The 17,197-nt window shown below is 65.4% G+C and carries 13 protein-coding genes; 5 read left to right on the plus strand and 8 right to left on the minus strand.

Annotation, left to right across the window (positions count from 1 at the left end):
* Positions 1-70 precede the first annotated feature (70 nt).
* Positions 71-874 (minus strand): GntR family transcriptional regulator, encoded by an 804-nt coding sequence (locus tag AAHB16_RS09545; protein ID WP_342050715.1) that lies wholly within the window; start codon positions 872-874, stop codon positions 71-73.
* A 178-nt stretch (positions 875-1,052) separates the two neighbouring features.
* On the opposite strand from AAHB16_RS09545, the gene AAHB16_RS09550 reads away from it, so the two are divergent.
* From AAHB16_RS09550 to AAHB16_RS09560, 3 genes are all read left to right on the plus strand, one after another.
* Positions 1,053-1,694 carry a 4-carboxy-4-hydroxy-2-oxoadipate aldolase/oxaloacetate decarboxylase gene (locus tag AAHB16_RS09550; RefSeq protein ID WP_150374871.1) on the plus strand — a complete coding sequence of 214 codons (642 nt, stop codon included), beginning with the start codon at positions 1,053-1,055 and terminating at the stop codon, positions 1,692-1,694.
* Between the two features lie 88 nt (positions 1,695-1,782).
* On the plus strand, positions 1,783-2,742 hold the full coding sequence (locus AAHB16_RS09555) for a Bug family tripartite tricarboxylate transporter substrate binding protein (protein WP_223851748.1): 960 nt from the start codon (positions 1,783-1,785) through the stop codon (positions 2,740-2,742).
* Positions 2,743-2,891: 149 nt separating this feature from the next.
* Positions 2,892-3,626, plus strand: a complete 735-nt coding sequence (locus tag AAHB16_RS09560) for an amidohydrolase family protein (RefSeq protein ID WP_342050716.1) — start codon at positions 2,892-2,894, stop codon at positions 3,624-3,626.
* On the opposite strand, the gene AAHB16_RS09565 is transcribed toward AAHB16_RS09560, so the two are convergent.
* The 5 genes from AAHB16_RS09565 to argC all read right to left on the minus strand — a co-directional run bounded on the left by AAHB16_RS09565 (position 3,606) and on the right by argC (position 12,300).
* Entirely contained in the window at positions 3,606-5,258 is a 1,653-nt protein-coding gene (locus AAHB16_RS09565) for a methyl-accepting chemotaxis protein (RefSeq protein ID WP_342050717.1), read from the minus strand. The genes AAHB16_RS09560 and AAHB16_RS09565 overlap by 21 nt on opposite strands.
* 159 nt (positions 5,259-5,417) lie before the next feature.
* Positions 5,418-6,917 carry a transglycosylase SLT domain-containing protein gene (locus AAHB16_RS09570; RefSeq protein WP_342050718.1) on the minus strand — a complete coding sequence of 500 codons (1,500 nt, stop codon included), beginning with the start codon at positions 6,915-6,917 and terminating at the stop codon, positions 5,418-5,420.
* Positions 6,918-7,025: 108 nt separating this feature from the next.
* Positions 7,026-7,958: an alpha/beta fold hydrolase gene (locus tag AAHB16_RS09575; RefSeq protein ID WP_150377331.1), complete on the minus strand. Its 933-nt coding sequence runs from the start codon at positions 7,956-7,958 to the stop codon at positions 7,026-7,028.
* Between the two features lie 211 nt (positions 7,959-8,169).
* Complete coding sequence (locus AAHB16_RS09580; protein ID WP_342050719.1) at positions 8,170-11,091, minus strand: autotransporter family protein; 2,922 nt, start codon at positions 11,089-11,091, stop codon at positions 8,170-8,172.
* A 279-nt stretch (positions 11,092-11,370) separates the two neighbouring features.
* On the minus strand, positions 11,371-12,300 hold the full coding sequence (gene argC / locus AAHB16_RS09585; protein WP_342050720.1) for an N-acetyl-gamma-glutamyl-phosphate reductase: 930 nt from the start codon (positions 12,298-12,300) through the stop codon (positions 11,371-11,373).
* Positions 12,301-12,422: 122 nt separating this feature from the next.
* Between argC and AAHB16_RS09590 the strand changes: the two genes are divergently transcribed.
* Complete coding sequence (locus AAHB16_RS09590; protein WP_150374878.1) at positions 12,423-13,307, plus strand: LysR family transcriptional regulator; 885 nt, start codon at positions 12,423-12,425, stop codon at positions 13,305-13,307.
* Between the two features lie 17 nt (positions 13,308-13,324).
* Here AAHB16_RS09590 and AAHB16_RS09595 read toward each other — a convergent pair whose 3' ends face one another.
* Both AAHB16_RS09595 and AAHB16_RS09600 read right to left on the minus strand, forming a co-directional pair.
* Positions 13,325-13,849 (minus strand): metal-dependent hydrolase, encoded by a 525-nt coding sequence (locus AAHB16_RS09595; RefSeq protein WP_150374879.1) that lies wholly within the window; start codon positions 13,847-13,849, stop codon positions 13,325-13,327.
* A 169-nt stretch (positions 13,850-14,018) separates the two neighbouring features.
* Entirely contained in the window at positions 14,019-15,029 is a 1,011-nt protein-coding gene (locus AAHB16_RS09600) for a Bug family tripartite tricarboxylate transporter substrate binding protein (RefSeq protein ID WP_342050721.1), read from the minus strand.
* Between the two features lie 261 nt (positions 15,030-15,290).
* On the opposite strand from AAHB16_RS09600, the gene AAHB16_RS09605 reads away from it, so the two are divergent.
* Positions 15,291-17,138, plus strand: coding sequence for a CocE/NonD family hydrolase (locus AAHB16_RS09605; protein ID WP_342050722.1), 1,848 nt, complete (start codon positions 15,291-15,293; stop codon positions 17,136-17,138).
* The last annotated feature ends 59 nt before the right edge of the window (positions 17,139-17,197 follow it).

Below are 17,197 nucleotides of genomic sequence, written 5' to 3' on the forward strand. Positions count from 1 at the left end.
TTGCAGGGTAAACGTGGAAGATTTGGCGCTCGTCACACGGGGCGGCGTGCGTGGCAGACCCCAAATTGTTCTATTTTTGTATGCCATCCGTACGCGATTCGAAGCTGTCCAGCCGCCGGCTCATGAACCGCTGGTTCGACACCAGCAGATGAACGGACATGAGCTGCTCGGCCAGGTCGCCATCATGCAGCTCGACCGCCATGGCGATATCGCGGTGGTGCTGCAGACTGCGTAGCAGGTCGTCGTATTCGTAGAGGAAGAACGAGCGTGTGATGATCGGCATATCGATCATGGTCTCGAGGATCGTCTTCAGCCGCTGGGACCCCGCGGCATCGAGAATCAAACGGTGGAATCGACTGTTCGCTGCCTGCACCGCCTCGATCCCGCGCTCGGAATCGCGCGCCCCTTCGATCGCGCCGGCCATCTCCTGATTGCATTGCTTCAGGCGCGCGACGGCGGACGCATCGGCCCGCTCCGCCGCCAGCCGTGCGGCAAAGGGTTCGAGGCGAATGCGCAGACGGAACATGTCCTCGATATCCCAGCGCGTGAACCCGGCGACGAACACACCGCGCCCGGCCTCCTGCACGGCAAGGCCGTCGTCGATCAGTCGCTTGAGGGCGGCGCGCACTGGCGTGCGGCTTACGCCGATGTCCTCGGCGATGTGCTCCTCCTTGAGCTGCGTGCCCGCCGTGTAGTGCCCCGCCACGATTCGCTTCTTCAGCACTTCGTAGGTCCGTTCGCTGCCTTTTTTCATCACGTTTCTGATTTTCCTGACGCGAGTCTCGGGGTCACTCCCCACAGGACCGCATCGAGCGGCCCGCGCCGCAATGCTACCAAATGCGGCGCGCTGCGCTGCGCGGCAAGTGGCGCGCACGGCGATGCTGTACTTTTTATGTACACAAACCGCGTCGAGCCGATGCTACCACCGCATTCACCCGCGCCTTCTTCCACGTTTACCCGCACCGAGGCAACTTATCCTTGAACCAAATTGTTTTTATTTTGTACTATGCGCACATCGCCAGCACGCAGCATTCACTTTGAACGGAGACGACATGTCCACCAGCGCGCAACAGATCGACCGCCTTAAGGCATTGGGCACCGCCACCATCCACGAAGCGCAGGGCCAGAAAGGCGCGCTCGATTCGGGGCTCAAGCCCCTGGACCCGACACGCCGCATGGCCGGCCCGGCGGTCACCGTGGATATCCGCCCCGGCGATAACCTGATGATTCACTACGCCCTGACCAAGACGAAGCCCGGTGACGTGCTCGTCGTCGACGCCAAGGGCTTTCTCGAAGCAGGTCCCTGGGGCGACATTCTGACCCTCGCCGCGCTCGAACTTGGCCTTGCGGGCCTTGTCGTGAACGGCTCGGTCCGCGATGGCAACGCCATCATCGAGATGGGTTTCCCCGTGTTCTGCCGTGGGCTGTCCATCAAGGGCACCGGCAAGAACCAGCCTGGCAAGGTCAACGTACCGTTGCACTTCGGCGGCACCCAGATCCATGCCGGCGACATCATCGTGGGCGACCGTGACGGTTTGGTGGTGGTCTCTCCCGATGAGGTCGAGAGCGTCATCGACAAGAGCATCGCGCGCGAGGAAAAAGAAGAAGCCATGCGCGTTGCACTGAAGGAAGGCAAGACGATGGTCGAACTGCTCAAGCTCGGTGAAACCCTGGAGCGCTTCGGCCTCCGTTGACGTTGCCACGCGCCCCGCGGCGGGCGCGCCCTCTTGCATCCATCGAGCGCTCACAGAGGCGCCTTTCCCAACCATCACGGAGACATTCATGCACATCCTGATGCGCATGCTGGTAGCGCTTGCCCTGAGCACGACCGTATCGACTGCCGCGTACGCCGCGGAATACAACGGCCCTGTCCGCATCGTCGTACCATTCGCGGCGGGCGGCGCCACTGACGCGCTCGCTCGCCTGCTCGCGCCCGGCCTCGCCAGGGAGCTGGGCCACACGGTGGTCGTGGAAAACCGCCCGGGCGCGAGCGGCCAGATTGGCACCGCTTACGTCAAGAACGCACCGGCCGACGGCTCCGTGTACCTGCTTGCCCTCGACCACTCCGTCGTGATCGTCCCGTTGATCACACCGACGGCCGGGTATGACGCCCTGCGGGACTTCACGGCCCTCGGTACCGTCGCCCGCTTCCAGTGGGTGCTCTCCGTGCCGGCCACCAGCCCCGCCACGACGCTTCAGCAGTTCATGGCGCTCGCGAAGGACGACCCAGGCAAGCGCAACTACGGTGTGCCGCTGATGGGCGGAATGCCGGATCTCATCGGCAGCAGCGTCGGCAAAAAGGCAGGCGTTGCGATCGAAGCCATTCCTTTCAACGGGTCCGCGCTGATGATGCCGCAACTCATCGGAGGCCAACTCGCCTCTGGCGTGACCGGCTCTCCGGAAGCGGTCACCATGGCGCGCGCGAAGAAGGTGCGCCTGCTCGCGGTCACGGGCGACAACCGTTCTCAACTGCTACCCGAGGTCCCGACCTTTGCCGAAGCCGGCGTGCCGGGCCTGAACCTCAACAGCTTCAACGCGTTCTTCGCGCCGAAGAACCTGCCCGCGGCGATCGCGGACAAGTTCAACGTCGCCTTGCGCAAGACGCTTGCCGACCCGGACGTACGAAAGCAGGTCAGCGACATGTCGCTGGATCTGGTGGAGTCTTCGTCGATTCCCGACGCCAGATCCGAACTGGAACGCACCTACCGGTTCTGGAACACCACGGCGGCAGCCAGGCGCTAAGCCGCCAACGAACCAGGAGGCGTCACGCAATGACGGACAGCGTTCCTCACTCGGCAGGTACTGACGCACCGGCGTTCGTCATGCCCGACAACGCCTGTGACTGCCACATGCATATCTTCGACCCAGCGCTCCCTTTTGCGCGGAACGCAGTGCTGACGCATGGTGGCGCGACGCCAGCGCAATACGAACGACTTCGCACGCGTCTTGGCACGCGCCGCAATGTGATCGTCCAGCCGTCGTCGTATGGTACCGACCACCGGGCCACGCTCGCGGCATTGCAGTATTTCGGTCCGTCGGCGCGCGGCGTGGCGGTGGTCACGCCGGACACTCCCGACCGCGAACTGGAACAGCTCGCCGCCGCCGGCGTGGTCGGCGCACGCCTCAATCTCGTTCAGAAGGGCGCGACCGACATCACGATGGCGAAGCCCCTGGCCGCACGGCTTCGCCGTCTTGGCTGGCATCTGCAGGTCCACATGCTGCCGGATGACTTCCTGCAGGAAGTCGATCCCCTGCTGGGGCTTGGTGTCGACATCGTCGTCGATCATTTCGCCCGCGCCTGCACCGAACCGTCGCTAGCGCCACTCATGGTCCGGGCCGTCAGCAAGCTGCTCGGCAGCGGCCACGGGTGGCTGAAGCTATCCGGCGCCTACATGGCGGTACCGCACGGCAGCCCCGACCTGCATCGGCTTGACGATTTCGTCGCGAGCCTCGCCGACCGCTTCTCGTCGCGGCTCGTATGGGGTACCGACTGGCCGCATGCCACGGAGTCGGCCAAGCCCGACGATGCCGCACTCGTGAACCTGCTCTCGCGCTGGTTCCCGCAGCCGGTGCGGGACAGCATCCTCGCAACGAACCCTGCCCTGCTATACCGCTTCGACACGTAGCGCCCATCCCGGAGAAGACGCCCGGCCGCGAGTATCGGGACCTGTATTGGCATCCGCATCGGCACCCTGCGTCGCGCCCGCTTCGAGCTTGAATACCCTGACCGCTTCGGCCAGCGTGCGCGCCTGCTCCTGCATCGACTGCGTCGCCGCGGATGCCTGCTCCACCAGTGCGGCGTTCTGCTGGGTGACCTCGTCGATCTGCACGATCGCGTGGTTCACCTGCTCGATCCCCGCGAACTGCTCTCGCGTGGCTGTCGTGATCTCGCCCATGAGGTCCGTTACGCGCCTGACGCCCGAGACAATCTCGTCCATCGTGACCCCCGCCTCCCCGACCAACCGATTGCCGTGATCGACCTCCGCCACGGAGTCGTCGATCAAGGTCTTGATCTCCTTCGCCGCGGCTGCCGATCGCTGGGCAAGCCCTCGCACCTCGCCCGCCACGACGGCAAATCCCCGCCCTTGCTCGCCGGCCCGCGCGGCTTCCACCGCCGCGTTCAGGGCCAGGATGTTGGTCTGGAACGCGATACCCTCGATGACGCCGATGATGTCCACGATCTTCCTGGAGGACGCATTGATCGATCCCATCGTTTCCACGACCTGCGACACTACGGCCCCGCCCTTCATCGCGACGTCGGAGACCGTTACCGCCAACGCGTTAGCCTGCCTGGCGTTCTCGGCGTTCTGGCGAATCGTGCTGGTCAGCTCCTCGATCGACGCCGTCGTCTCTTCCAGCGAAGCAGCCTGCTCCTCGGTACGCGACGAAAGCTCGAGATTGCCCGCGGCGATCTGACTCGATGCCGTGGCGATGGTGTCGGTGCCGTTGCGCACATCGCTCACGATCCGCGCCAGGCTCCCCTGCATGATTTCCATCGCATTCAGCAGGCTGTCTTCCGCCGACCCGCCCGCAGCGCGGATGGTGCTGGTCAGGTCGCCGGCCGCGATGCGGTGCGCAACCTCGACCGCATAGGCCGGCTCGCCGCCCAACTGCTTCCTGATGCTGCGCGAGATAACAAACGCCATGCCCAGCCCCAGGAGCACCGCCAGGCCGCCGAGGATCAGCACTTGCTGCTGCGATGCGCGTGACAGGCGAAGGATGTCTTCACTCATGCTTGCACTGCGCGCCGAGTGATGGGCGGTCATTTTCCCGATGGCGGCCACGTATGCGCTCAATGCCGGCTCCAGGCTCGTGCGCATCAGATTGCGGGCACTCGCTTCGTTGACGGCCTTTTCCTTGAATACGCGGTCCCGCGCGGCGATATACGCACTACGCTTCTCCGCGATCATGGCGAAGAAGTCGTGCTCCTCGGTCTCTTGCGCGAGGGACTCGAGCCGCTTCTGGATCTCGCTGATCCTGCTGCTGGTTTCCTTGATCTGCGCCTGAATCTGTTTCTGCCGCTCCGAATCCGTGGTTTCCACGAGAATCATGGTTCGAGCGCCATTCACATTGGTGCTGGCAGCCCATTCGGATGCCAGGCGCTCCTTCACGAGCACGTCGTTCATCATCGTGGAGACGTCCCCGGAGCTTGCATGCAGGCGCCACCACGCAATGCCGACGATGATCGCCAGCAGTACGAGTACAAAGAAGAACCCTGCCACCAACCGCGTACCGACCCGTGTGTCCGCCAATTTCATCAAATACTCCTCAGAGAGTCTCCGCTCGGAATGGACAGGGAGTTTCTGAGACTAGACCTTCTCGGATATAGGCGGGTCAATAGTTGTTTGCACCGATCAATTGACGCAGTGCACATGCCGTACGCTGCCGGGTTGTGGCGTCCCTCTCCTCGTGCCCCCTCACTTGACGCTTTCCATCGCGCCCGCCCGGGCGGCCTGGGCGTCCGCTATGAGGCGGTAGGCCGCATAGTATTTGAAGATGTTTCGCACATACGTCGTCGTTTCGATACCGATGTTCTCGGCAACGACGATCTCCACGTTGTTGAACCACCGGTCCGGGTCCAGCCCGCGCTCCTTCGCTTCGGCGCGCATCTTCGAGATCTTTGCGGGTCCGGCGTTGTAGCTGGCGAAAGCAAAGAGCGATCGGTTGGTCCCCGAGAAGTGGGCGTCCGGGAAGTAACGCGTCATGAGCCGATCGAGATACTTGGCGCCGGCGTGGATATTCGACTCGGTGATCGTGATACTGCCCACGTTCAGCTCTTTGCCGGTGGCGGGCATGATCTGCATGATGCCGATGGCGCCGACGTGACTGCGCGCGTTCTGATTCAGCTGCGATTCCTGGAACCCCTGTGCCGCCAGCATCAGAGGATCGAAGTCATACTGCTTGCCGTACTTCTCGAAGAGCGCGACGGTGTCTCCGAAGCGCTTGATCTCCGCTGCGTTCGTGTTGTTGGAGATCTGCTTGATGACCTTCATGTACTGCTTGAGCCTGTACGCGGCAATCCCCTGTTTCTTGATGTAGTTGACGTAGAAGTCCGTGAGCACGGCATTGAGCTGCGGGCTGTTCTTGCGGAATGCCCAGCCGATATAGCCCGACTCCCTGACCGCCAGATTCTCGTGCACCTTGATGTTTGGCAGAATCTGCGCCCACGTGCGTGCCTTCCAGTCATCGACGACCAGTATCTGCAACGTGCCCGCGTTCAGCATTTCCAGGGCGTCTTCGTCTTCCAGCGCCTCCGGCAGCGCCACCAGCCGAACCGGCGGTTTCCCGGCCTGCCGGAATCGATCGTTCAACGCCGTCAGGCTTTCGTGGTAACTGCTGCTCGGGCGCACGTGCACGGTCTTGCCCGCAAGGTCGTCGAGTGCGTTGAGCACCGGAGATTTCGGCCCCGTGATCACGAGTTCCTGAACCGGTTTGCTATCTTTCGCGACGACGAAGTCGGCCTGCTTCGCGCGTGCGTCTGTCACGGTCAGATTGCCTGCCGCAATGTCGCCCAGCCCCGCGCTCAGGTCCGGCAGCAGACGCTCACGCGTGACGGGAATGATGAAGACGGTGATCGGCCGCTTGTCGAGCCGGCTGGCATAAGCCTTGTTGATATAGCGCTCGAAGTCGCGGACATTGTCCGCCGTGACACCGCGCTCCCGGCCCTTGTCATTGAAGTACAGGGTTCGGCTATAGGGGACCAGCACGCGAATGACGCGACGTTCCATCATCGCGTCGAAATCGCCCTGCCATGGCTTGTTGGTCAGGCTGAGCTGGCGTGCGGGCGATTGCGGCCGCTGCGCGGCCGGGGGCTTGTCTTGTTGCGCTGCGGCGCGCGCCACGGTGAGCTCGCCGCAAAGGCCAGCCACCGCCACAATCAAGCTCGTGACCAATGAAGCGCAACGAATGGCGTGCATGTCGCCCCCCTGCTTTCAAGACTGGCTAGCCTGACTGTGTTGTAGTTGATTTCCCGGGGCCCGTTTGTACATTTTGCACGCGTGCACGGCGGGCATCCCCCGCGGCCCTCAACTCCGCAGGAATGCCAGCAGATCCTGATTCAGCTGGTCCTTGTGCGTTTCCGCCAAACCGTGCGGAGCGCCCTTGTAGATCTTCAGGGTCGCGTTCGGCACCAGTTTCTTCGAGGCGCGGCCGCCGACGTCCAGCGGGACCATCTGGTCGTCGTCGCCGTGGACGATCAGCGTCGGCCTGTCGAACTTCTTCAGGTCCGCGGTGAAGTCGGTTTCCGAGAAGGCACGGACCGATTCGTAGGTGTTCTGCAATCCACCCATCATGCCCTGCATCCACCACGATTCGATCAGGCCCTGCGACACCTTCGCACCCGGGCGGTTGAACCCGTAGAACGGGCCGCTGGCAATGTCGCGGAACAGCTGGGAGCGATCGGCGATCATGCCCGCGCGGATCTTGTCGAAGACTTCGATCGGCACGCCGCCGGGATTGGCGGGCGTCTTGACCATCAGCGGGGGCACCGCGGAGATCAGGCCGATGCGCGCCACGCGCGAGGTGCCGTGGCGGCCGATATAGCGCGCCACTTCGCCGCCGCCGGTCGAGAAGCCGACCGCGGTGACGTGCTTCAGGTCGAGCGTGTTGATGACCGTCGCCAGATCGTCGGCGTAGTGGTCCATGTCGTTGCCGTCCCACGGCTGGCTGGAGCGGCCGTGGCCGCGCCGGTCATGCGCGATGACGCGGAAACCGTTCGCGGCGAGGAAGTACGCCTGGCTCTCCCAGCTGTCCGAACACAGCGGCCAGCCATGGCTCAGCGTGACGACGGGACCGTTCTTCGGGCCCCAGTCCTTGTAGTAGAGATCGACGCCATCGGCGGTCGTGATGGTGCTCGCGGTGCGCTTGGCGCCAGCTCCGACGAAGGCCACGCCCGCGGGCGGCGCAAAGCTGCCGCGTTCGGCTGCCATCGAGGCGGCAGGCACGACCGCCGCGATCATCGCGGCGGCGCTGCCCTTGATCAGCTTCCGACGGTTCGCATCGTGCGACGGGGTGATGAGTTCAGGCTTCAATTTGCATGCTCCGGGTAAGGATGGCACCAAGGTTGAACGGCGCTGAACGAATCGTAAAAGGGAGGTGGCTCCTGTCGGTAGCGCCGCGCGGATCGACAAACCGTTGCCAGAAGCGCACCAATCCCCTGTCAACCCCGCCTTACCACCTGTAGCGAACCCCGAGCCTGGCGCTCACCGCATTGCTGTCGCCGAAGTCCTGCAGGCTCGTGCGCGCGACGAGTTCGCCGTAGACCGTGTAGCGGTCGTCGTCCCAGTTCATCGATGCGCCGATGCCCAGGCCCGCCCACAATGCCTGCTCCTTGCTGACCACGCTCAGGTTCGCGACATGCGCGGACGTGCCGTTCAGGAAGTCGTAGTACAGGTTCGTGATGCCGTACACATGCGAACGCCGGGTCTTGCCATTGCCGCCCGTCCATGTGGTCTCGTGGTCGAGCGACACGCCGAGGCGCGACACGAGGCTGTTGCCGTTGTCGCGCGACACCGTGGCGCCGTACTGATCCGTGAACGCGTCGAAGCGTACCTGCGACCAGGCCAGCTGCGCCTGCGGCGTGACGGACCAGCTGCCGCCGAGCGGCAGCCGATGGCCGGCCTCGAGGCTGGCGGCCACGCCGTTGCCACGATTGTTGTTGGCCAGTCTGGTGCCAAGCGTCGACGACCGCAGGTCGGTGTCGTACCAGCTCACCGTCGCGCGGGCATCGATATACGAACCATTGGTGCCATACCACGTGGCATTGGCGCCGAAGCCATAGCCGGTGGCATCGATCGCGCCCTGCCCGAACATCGACGACACGTTGGCGTTGGCTACGCCATAGTGGAACGTCGGCCCCACCACCAGCGTGCCGGCGGCCCCGGCGGCATCCCCCAAATACACCGGCGCATCGACGCCGGCCTCGAACTTCCACATACGCGTGTTGTAGCTCGCGCTCGTGGTACTCGTGGACGGATCGACGTGCACGTTCGAACCTTCCGCGCGCGCCCAGACGCCACGGCCGATCAGCGGCTTGCCGGCCTCCTGCTCCGCGGGCACCGCGGCATTCGGCGACCACGAGCGGTTGCCCACGCGCTGCTGCAGCGTGCCGGGTTCGTTAAAGCGTTGCAGGACGCTTGCATAGGCCTCGTACACGGGGACGGTCGGCGCGAGCAGCGGCGCGGCTGCGGCCGCGGCGGCCGCCATCTCCGAGCTGGCCGCGGGCGTATCGACGATCGACGAGCGCAGGTACCAGCCGCCATCGGTCGAGGTGGACACGCCATGCTTCACGAGCCGATAGGCATACGGACCCGCGACCACGGCCTGCTGGCCCTGGAACGTGTAGTCGCCCGCCAGCGCGAACGTGCCGTTCGACGCGCCCTGCACGTCGATGATCTTGATGCCTTCGACGGTCGGCGCGCCCGCCCCGCCGACATTGGTCACGCGCACGGTGCTGCTGCCCGACGTATCGCCCTTCACGACCAGCCGGCCCGTCGCCGAGCTGTCGTTGCCGAGCACCGTGTTGACGCGCACCGTCCCGCCGTTGCCGACATAGTTGCCGGCAACGGTCAGGACACCCGAGCCGTTGCCCGGCGCGACGGTGCCCTCGTTCGTGAGCGTACCCGCGATCGTGCCCGTGCCGGACACCATGCCCGCGTTGGCGACATTGCCGGTGATCGTGCCGGCGCCGGCCAGCGTGCCGGCGGCGGCGACCGTCACCGCGCTGGCGATCGAACCGTCGATGGCCAGCGTGCCGAGGTTGACCGCAGTCGGGCCCGTGTACGTGCTGGCGCCCGTCAGCACGGTCGTGCCCGTGCCGTTCTGCGCAAGGCCGCCCGCGCCCGACACGATGCCGGCGTAGGTGTAGCGGTCCGAGCGATTGAACGCGAGCGTGGCGTCCGCGTTCACGGCAACGTTGCCGGCCAGGCTGCCGCTCGTGCCGCCGTTGCCGATCTGCAGCGTGCCCTGCTCCACGGTCCACGGCGCGGTCACGGTGCCCGTGCCGGTCAGCGCCCATGTGCTCGCGCCGGTTTTCACGAACGTGTCGAAGTAGCGGTACTGCGCGGTATCGCCGATGGCCGAGACGTCGAACACGCCATTGGCCGCGCCGCCCAGGCGGAACGCATCGTTCACGCCGATCTGGCTGGCCACGACGTTGCCGACGATGTGGGAGCCGGCTTGCAGTTCGAGCGTGGCGCGGCCGCTGGCCGTGCCACTGAACTGGATCGCATTGACCGCACCCTCGCCGGCGCGGATCGTCCCGGCATTCACGATGCCAAGCGCGACGTTCGAGGCGGACGGCACGAATATCGCCGCCGCGCCTCGGCCGCCCTCCACGAGTCCTGTGTTCCCGACGGTAAAGGTGCCGCTATTCGCGAAACGCACACCATTCCCGCCGCCCGAACCGCCGCTCGTGTCGTCGCCGCCACGAATCGTGCCCGCGTTCGCGAGCGAGCCCGCGACCAGCGCGTTGGAGAACGCGACGCCGTTGCCCGCGGTGCCGCCATTGCCATCGCCGCCGACGATCGTGCCCGATGCGGCATTGACGACGCTCCCACCGCTGGCGACGGTGATACCCGTGCCCGCGGTACCGGCAGTGGCGCCTCCGCCTTTGACGGCGCCGTTGTTGGTGAGCGTGATGGAACCGGCCAGGGTAATGCCGGCACCGGCAGCGCCGCCGCTGGTGGTCTGGGTACCGCCCGTTACCGAGCCGCTACTGACGATCGTGCCGTTCGCCAGCGTGAGGCCGACGCCTGGGGCGGCGCCGGTCACTCCCACGTATGTCCCATAGAACGTCCTGGGCCCGCCGGCCCCCGTGAACCCGGCGGTCGAGCCATTTCGGGTCAGCACAAAGCCTTGCGTATCGAAGATGATCGGCTTGGTTGGCGACGGAAACGTCGATGACGCGGCACTGGTAATGGTGAAGCTTGCGGCTAGCCGAATGGTAGCCGTTGCATCGCCGTCGATATTGGCACTCGCGAGTGCCGCGCGCAGCTCGGCATCGCTGCTGACAAGGTACTCGGCCGCCGACGCACCGAACGGAAACCACAGCGCCACCGCCACCGTAATGGAGGACGCTTTCGGCGCGCGCACGCTGGCACGCCGCATTCCACGACAAAAATTGGACTTCATTGACTACCCCGCAAATTTGAATGTATTTTTTTTAAAACAACGGTAAAAGCGGGGGTGATGTTAGATCACAATGTGATCTTATGTAAGTGCTTCACAACCGGAGATGTGTGGCTTACGCTACAAAAACGATAACGGTGTTGTCAGCGTGGTTACCTCTCATTGATGACCGCTTCCAGACGAGCAGACGCTGAGGACGCGCCTTCACGGGAAGGCGGACTGACCGCCTTCCGCCCCCGCGCCTCAAGCCTGCCGCGCGAGCATCAGGTCGAGGTTCTGCACCGCCGCGCCCGAGGCGCCCTTGCCAAGGTTGTCAAACACCGCGGCCAGTACCGCCTGGCCGTGCTTGTCGTTGGCAAACACGCTGAGACGCAGATCGTTCGTCCCGTTCAGCGCCTGCGGATCGAGCGTCGCGGCGCCCGCCTCCTGCAGCGGCGCCACGCTGACGTGCGCCGCGCCTTCGTAATGCCGCGCCAGGCAGGCGCGCAGCGTGGCGCCATCCGTGCCCGGCGCCAGCAGGCGCAGGTCGAGCGGCACGGTCAGCACGATGCCCTGGCGATATGCGCCAATCGACGGCAGGAAGATCGGCCGATGCGACAGGCCAGCCAGTTGCTGGATCTCCGGCGTGTGCTTGTGGGCAAGCCCAAGCCCATACACGTGATAGGCCGGCGCGTTGCCGGCATCGGGCCCCTCGTACTGCTCCACGCCCGCGCGGCCGCTCCCCGAGTAGCCCGATACCGCGTGGATGCTGATCGGATGATGGTCGGGGATCAGCCCCGCTTCCATCAGCGGACGCAACAGCGCGATCGCCCCGGTCGGGTAACAGCCGGGATTCGTCACGCGCTTCGCGGTGGCGATGCGCTCGGCCTGACCGCGCGTCATCTCGGGAAAGCCGTATGTCCATTCCGGATGCGTCCGATGGGCCGAGCTCGCATCGATGACCCGCACCGCGGGATTCTCGATCATGGCAACGGACTCGCGCGCGGCCGCATCGGGCAGGCACAGGATGGCGATGTCGCAGGCGTTGATGGCCTCCGCGCGACGATGCGGGTCCTTGCGCGCCTCCGCCGGCAGCGTGGATAGCGTCAGGTCGGTGCGGTCGCGCAGCCGTTCGTGGATCTGCAACCCGGTGGTGCCCTGGTCGCCGTCGATAAAGACAAGGGGAGAGCGCATGCGTGAAAGCTCCGGTGAAAGTGGGGGAGAAAACGAGCCCCTATGTTCCGCCCGTCGCTACAATAAGAAAAGTTGAATTTCATGATCCTATCGTTCAGCTTTCCTGAATCTGGAGACACGACATGCGGGAGATCAGTCTGGACCGCCTGCGCACACTGGTGGCCATTGCCGATCGCGGCTCGTTCGCCGAGGCGGCGCGCGCATTGCATCTGGCGCCGCCGACGGTCAGCCTCCACATCACCGAACTGGAGGCACGGATCGGCGCGCCGCTGCTGTCGCGCAAGCGCGGACAGGTCAGGCCGTCCGCCATCGGCGAGGTGCTCGTGGAGCGCGCGCGCCGGCTGCTGGCCGATGCCGAGCAGACGCTCGACGATATCCAGCGGCAAGTGCAGGGGCTGGAGGGGCGCGTCCGGCTCGGGGCCTCCACAGGCGTGATCGCGCATCTGCTGCCGCAGGCGCTGGAAGTCCTGCGCAAGCACCATCCCGCCATCGATATCCAGATCGCGATCCTGACGTCGCAGGAGGCGCTGTCCCGACTGGCCGATGGCACGCTGGATGTCGGGCTGATCGCCCTGCCCCAGCCGCCCGTGGCCGGGCTCGTGATCAAGCCGTGGCGACGCGACCCCGTCATGGCCTTCGTGCCCGCGCACTGGTCGTCGCCAGCCCGCGTCACGCCCGCATGGCTTGCCGGCCAGCCGCTGATCCTCAACGATGCGACGACGCGTCTCTCGCGGCTGACGGCGGAATGGTTCGCGGCGGCCGGTCATCATCCTTCGCCGCGCATCCAGCTCAACTACAACGATGCGATCAAGAGCCTGGTGGCGGCGGGCTATGGCGCCGCGCTATTGCCGCACGAGGCCACGACGCCGTTGCCCGACAAGCGCGTGGTCATGCGGCCGCTGAGGCCGGCATTGTGGCGGCGACTCGGCGTCGCCCATCGCGCGGGATACGTGGAACGCGCGACGCAGCATGTGCTCGATGTGTTGTGGGATCTGCGTCTGGCCTAGCGGTAGCGGAACAGCGTTTATCGGAACAAGGAGAGCATGCGCAGATGATGCAGAAGCTCGACGCTGAGCCTGCCGTTCATCCACAGATCGGCCGACACCGCCGCCGCGACGAGCCATGACGCCGCCACGATAAACAGATCGCAGCGCCCGCTGTTCCACCAGTTCAGCGAATGCCGCCCGGCAATCCACGGCACCCCGAGCGGGTTCGGCCAGTCGGCGAGCAGATGCATGAGGCCGCCGCAGGCAAACCCGAACAACGGCGCGGCCAGCGCATGCGTGCCCAGCGCGTGATAGGCGCCGACCAGCAGCGCGATCCATCCCACGCCCCAGTGCGTGAGCGTCCGATGCGTGATCCACAGCCGCCGCGACCGCGACCACCAGGCGACCTCCATCCAGTCAGGCGCGGTACTGCCGAACAACGCCGCCACGAACCCGGCCATATTCGCCCAGTGCCAGCCGGCCCCGCCATGCTTCGCGACGACCGCCGCATAGATGACGGCCGCCGCCCAACCGGTGGCATGGTGTGCTTTGCTCGAGGCCATGATGGAACCGCGCTTGTCCGCTACGTCGTGGAAGGGGCGCCATGGTGGCAGATGTGGCCTGCAATTGCCATAGCGAAAGCGCGAATCGCGAATCGCGACTGCTTCTGTAGCACGTGCCCTGCACGCGGCTGCTGACACTCGGCGACGCGATGCGGGGCCATCGCTGAGATCAGGAGCTCTGGATGCCGCGCTTCTTGATGAAGTCGCCCCAAACGTTCGAGTCCTGGATCGCGCGCTGCTTCATGGCGTCGGGTGTGCCGACGACGGGGTAGAGATAGAGCGCCGCGAGGCGCGCCTTGATCTGGGGATCGGCCAGCGCGGCCTGCAGCGTGGCATTCAGCTTGCCCACAGTCTTGGCATCCATGCCCGCCGGACCGACGAGCGCCCACCAGCTCGGCATGACCGGCACGTCGATGCCGGCTTCCTTGAGCGTCGGCACGTTGGGCAGTTCCTTCACGCGCGTCTGGCCGATGACGGCCAGCGGTACGACCGTGCCCGCCGCGATCTGCGGCAGCGCGGTGCCCAGCACGCTGGCCATCGCATCCACTTCTCCCGCCACGACACCCGTCAGCGCCGGACCCGAGCCTTTGTAGGCCACGTGCGTCAGCTTGAGGCCGAGCTTGTCCGCGATGATTTCCATGGCGAGGTGCGTGCTATTGCCGACGCCCGCGCTGCTGAACGGCAGTCCGCCGCTCTTCTGCCTGGCCTTCTCGATAAAGCCTTGCATGGACGTGATGCCGCTGGCCTTGCTGGCGATCAGCACGAACGGCGTATCGACGACGGGCGAGATGAACGTGTAGTCCTTCTGCGGGTTGTACGGCAGCGACGCGTACAGGTGCGGGTTGAAGCTGATCTGCGATACGCCCGTCAGCAGCAGCGTATAGCCATCCGGCGTGGACTTCGCCACCGTGCTCATCGCGACGATGCCGTTCGCGCCGGGACGGTTATCGACGACGATGGACTGACCGAGGTCCTGGGACAGCTTTTCGCTGAGCAGGCGCGCCACCACATCGCTACCGGATCCGGCCGACTGCGGAACGATCAGGCGGATCGGCCGGGAAGGATAGGCATCCTGCGCGCTGGCGGGACCGTGGCACAGCAGGGCGGTGGCGGCAAGTGCCGAAGCGATAAAGCGGCGTCGATACATCGAGTTCTCTCCCATCGAAGCTAGGTCAATCACGAAATTCTCATCGCGATGGTATGGACGTCCGCGCCCGGAAACCAATATGGATTATCGATGCCAACATAGGACATAGCTATGCCCCGGGTACACGCTCAAGTCCCTGCCCACCGTTGGGGCGAGCGGGCACTATTGCAATGCAGCATGCCCTATCGCCGCGCCATAGGATCGGCCTATGTTCGAATCGGAATTTCGTCTTTCCGCCCAGGATGGCGGCCTTCGTACCATAGGCAGCGTTACTGACGCCCACCACGATCTCTCATGTCCGATCACGATACCCGGGGTCACGCCTGGAAGACGGCCCCCTCGGCCTACCTGGCAAACCGCCCCTCGGCGTTCTCGGTCCCGCCGCAGCCCGTCTCCCGTTACCTGCCCATGCGCGACGGATGCCGCCTTGCCGCGGACATCTATTTGCCCGCGCCCCTGCCCGGCACGTCCGCGCCTGAAAGCTTTCCGACCGTCGTCATCTTCACGCCCTACTATCGCCGCTTCCGGCTGTCGGGCACCGGTGCCGAAGCCAGCCCCAATGCCGCGAAGTACCGCGATGCCTTCGTGCCCAAGGGCTATGCCGTGGTCGTCGTGGACGTGCGCGGCACGGGCGCCAGCTTCGGCACGCGCGATACATTGCGCTCGCCCTCCGAGCGCGACGACTACCACGAGGTCGCGGAATGGATCGCGAACCAGACGTGGTCGAATGGAAAGATCGGCTCGACCGGCATCTCTTACCTCGGCGCCGCGGCCTGCTTCCTGGCCAGCACGGGCCACCCCGCCGTGAAAGCCATCGCACCGCTGTTCTCGGTCTCCGACATCTACAGCGAGCAGCTCTATATCGGCGGCAACCTGTCCAAGGTCTGGGTGGAAGCCTATGACGAACTGATGCTCGCGCTCGATCAGGACCGCCGCGAGCTGGTCGCGAAGTTTCCGTACTTCAACGACGCGCGCTTCCATGGTCCGGAGCGCGTGGACGAGGATGCGGACGGCGCGCTGCTGGCGGCCGCCATCGCCGAGCACCGCAACAATTTCACGCTCGCGGACCTTGCGCCGGAGTTCGCCTATCGCGACGGCGCGGCGTTCCACGACCCGTCGCTGGACTCCGGCAGCTGCAGTCCATACCGCTATCTGGACGGCATCCAACCCGATGTCGCCGTCTATTCGATTTCGGGCTGGTACGACGGCGGCGGCTACGCCAATGGCGCGATCACGCGCTTCCTCTCGCTGCCCCACAACGACAACCGCCTGCTGCTCGGTCCGTGGGACCACGGCGCGCGCACGAACGTATCGCCGTGGCGCGAGAAGCCTGCCTCGGATTTCCCGTTGCTGGGCGAGGTCCTGCGTTTCTTCGACGAACATCTGCTGGGGATGGATACCGGCCTCGATAGCGAATCGCGCATTCACTATCACAGCATTCACGACAACCTGTGGCATGCGGCCGATGCGTGGCCGCCCGTGCCCGGCAACGAACGCTGGTATCTGGGCGCTGGGGACACCCTGTCGCCGCACCCCCCAACGGCGGCAAGCCAACGCACGTTCCGCGTCAGCTTCGACTGGACGACGGGCCGGAAAACGCGCTACGAGCGTCTTGGCGCCGCGAATATCGAGGACTACTACGCGGACTGGGCCGAGCACGAAGCGCGGCTGCCGCATTTCGATTCGGCGCCCGTCGCCACGCCGATGGCCATCGCGGGCCATGTGATCGCGCATCTGAACGTCGCATCGTCGCAGCCGGATGCCGCCGTCTATGTCTATCTCTCCGAGGTGGAAGCGGACGGCACGGTGCGCTACATCACGGAAGGGCTGCTCCGCGCGTCGCATCGGCAGACGGAGCCCTGCCCGCCTGAATATCGGACCACGTGGCCCTACCGGGCGCACCGGCGCGCGGATGCCGAGCGGCTGGTCCCCGGCGAACCGGTGACCCTCGACTTCGCTTTGCTGCCCGTTGCATGGACGCTCGCGGCCGGCAGCAGGCTCCGCGTATCGCTGGCCGGTGGCGATCGCGGGCACTTCCCGCAGGTGCCGCATGGCCGGCCACCGGTGCTGACGTTCGGGCTGGGCGGGAACGGCGGATGCTATATCGAGGTCCCCGTTTGGAACGCCGCGGACGGCCGCTAGGGCATACAGCGATGCCCAGCCGGCACGGGAGGTGCTAGTGTCGGGCATCCGTCCCCTGC

Source organism: Cupriavidus sp. OTU4054, assembly GCF_038440175.1.
In the GTDB taxonomy this organism is placed as follows: Bacteria; Pseudomonadota; Gammaproteobacteria; order Burkholderiales; family Burkholderiaceae; genus Cupriavidus; species Cupriavidus pauculus_D.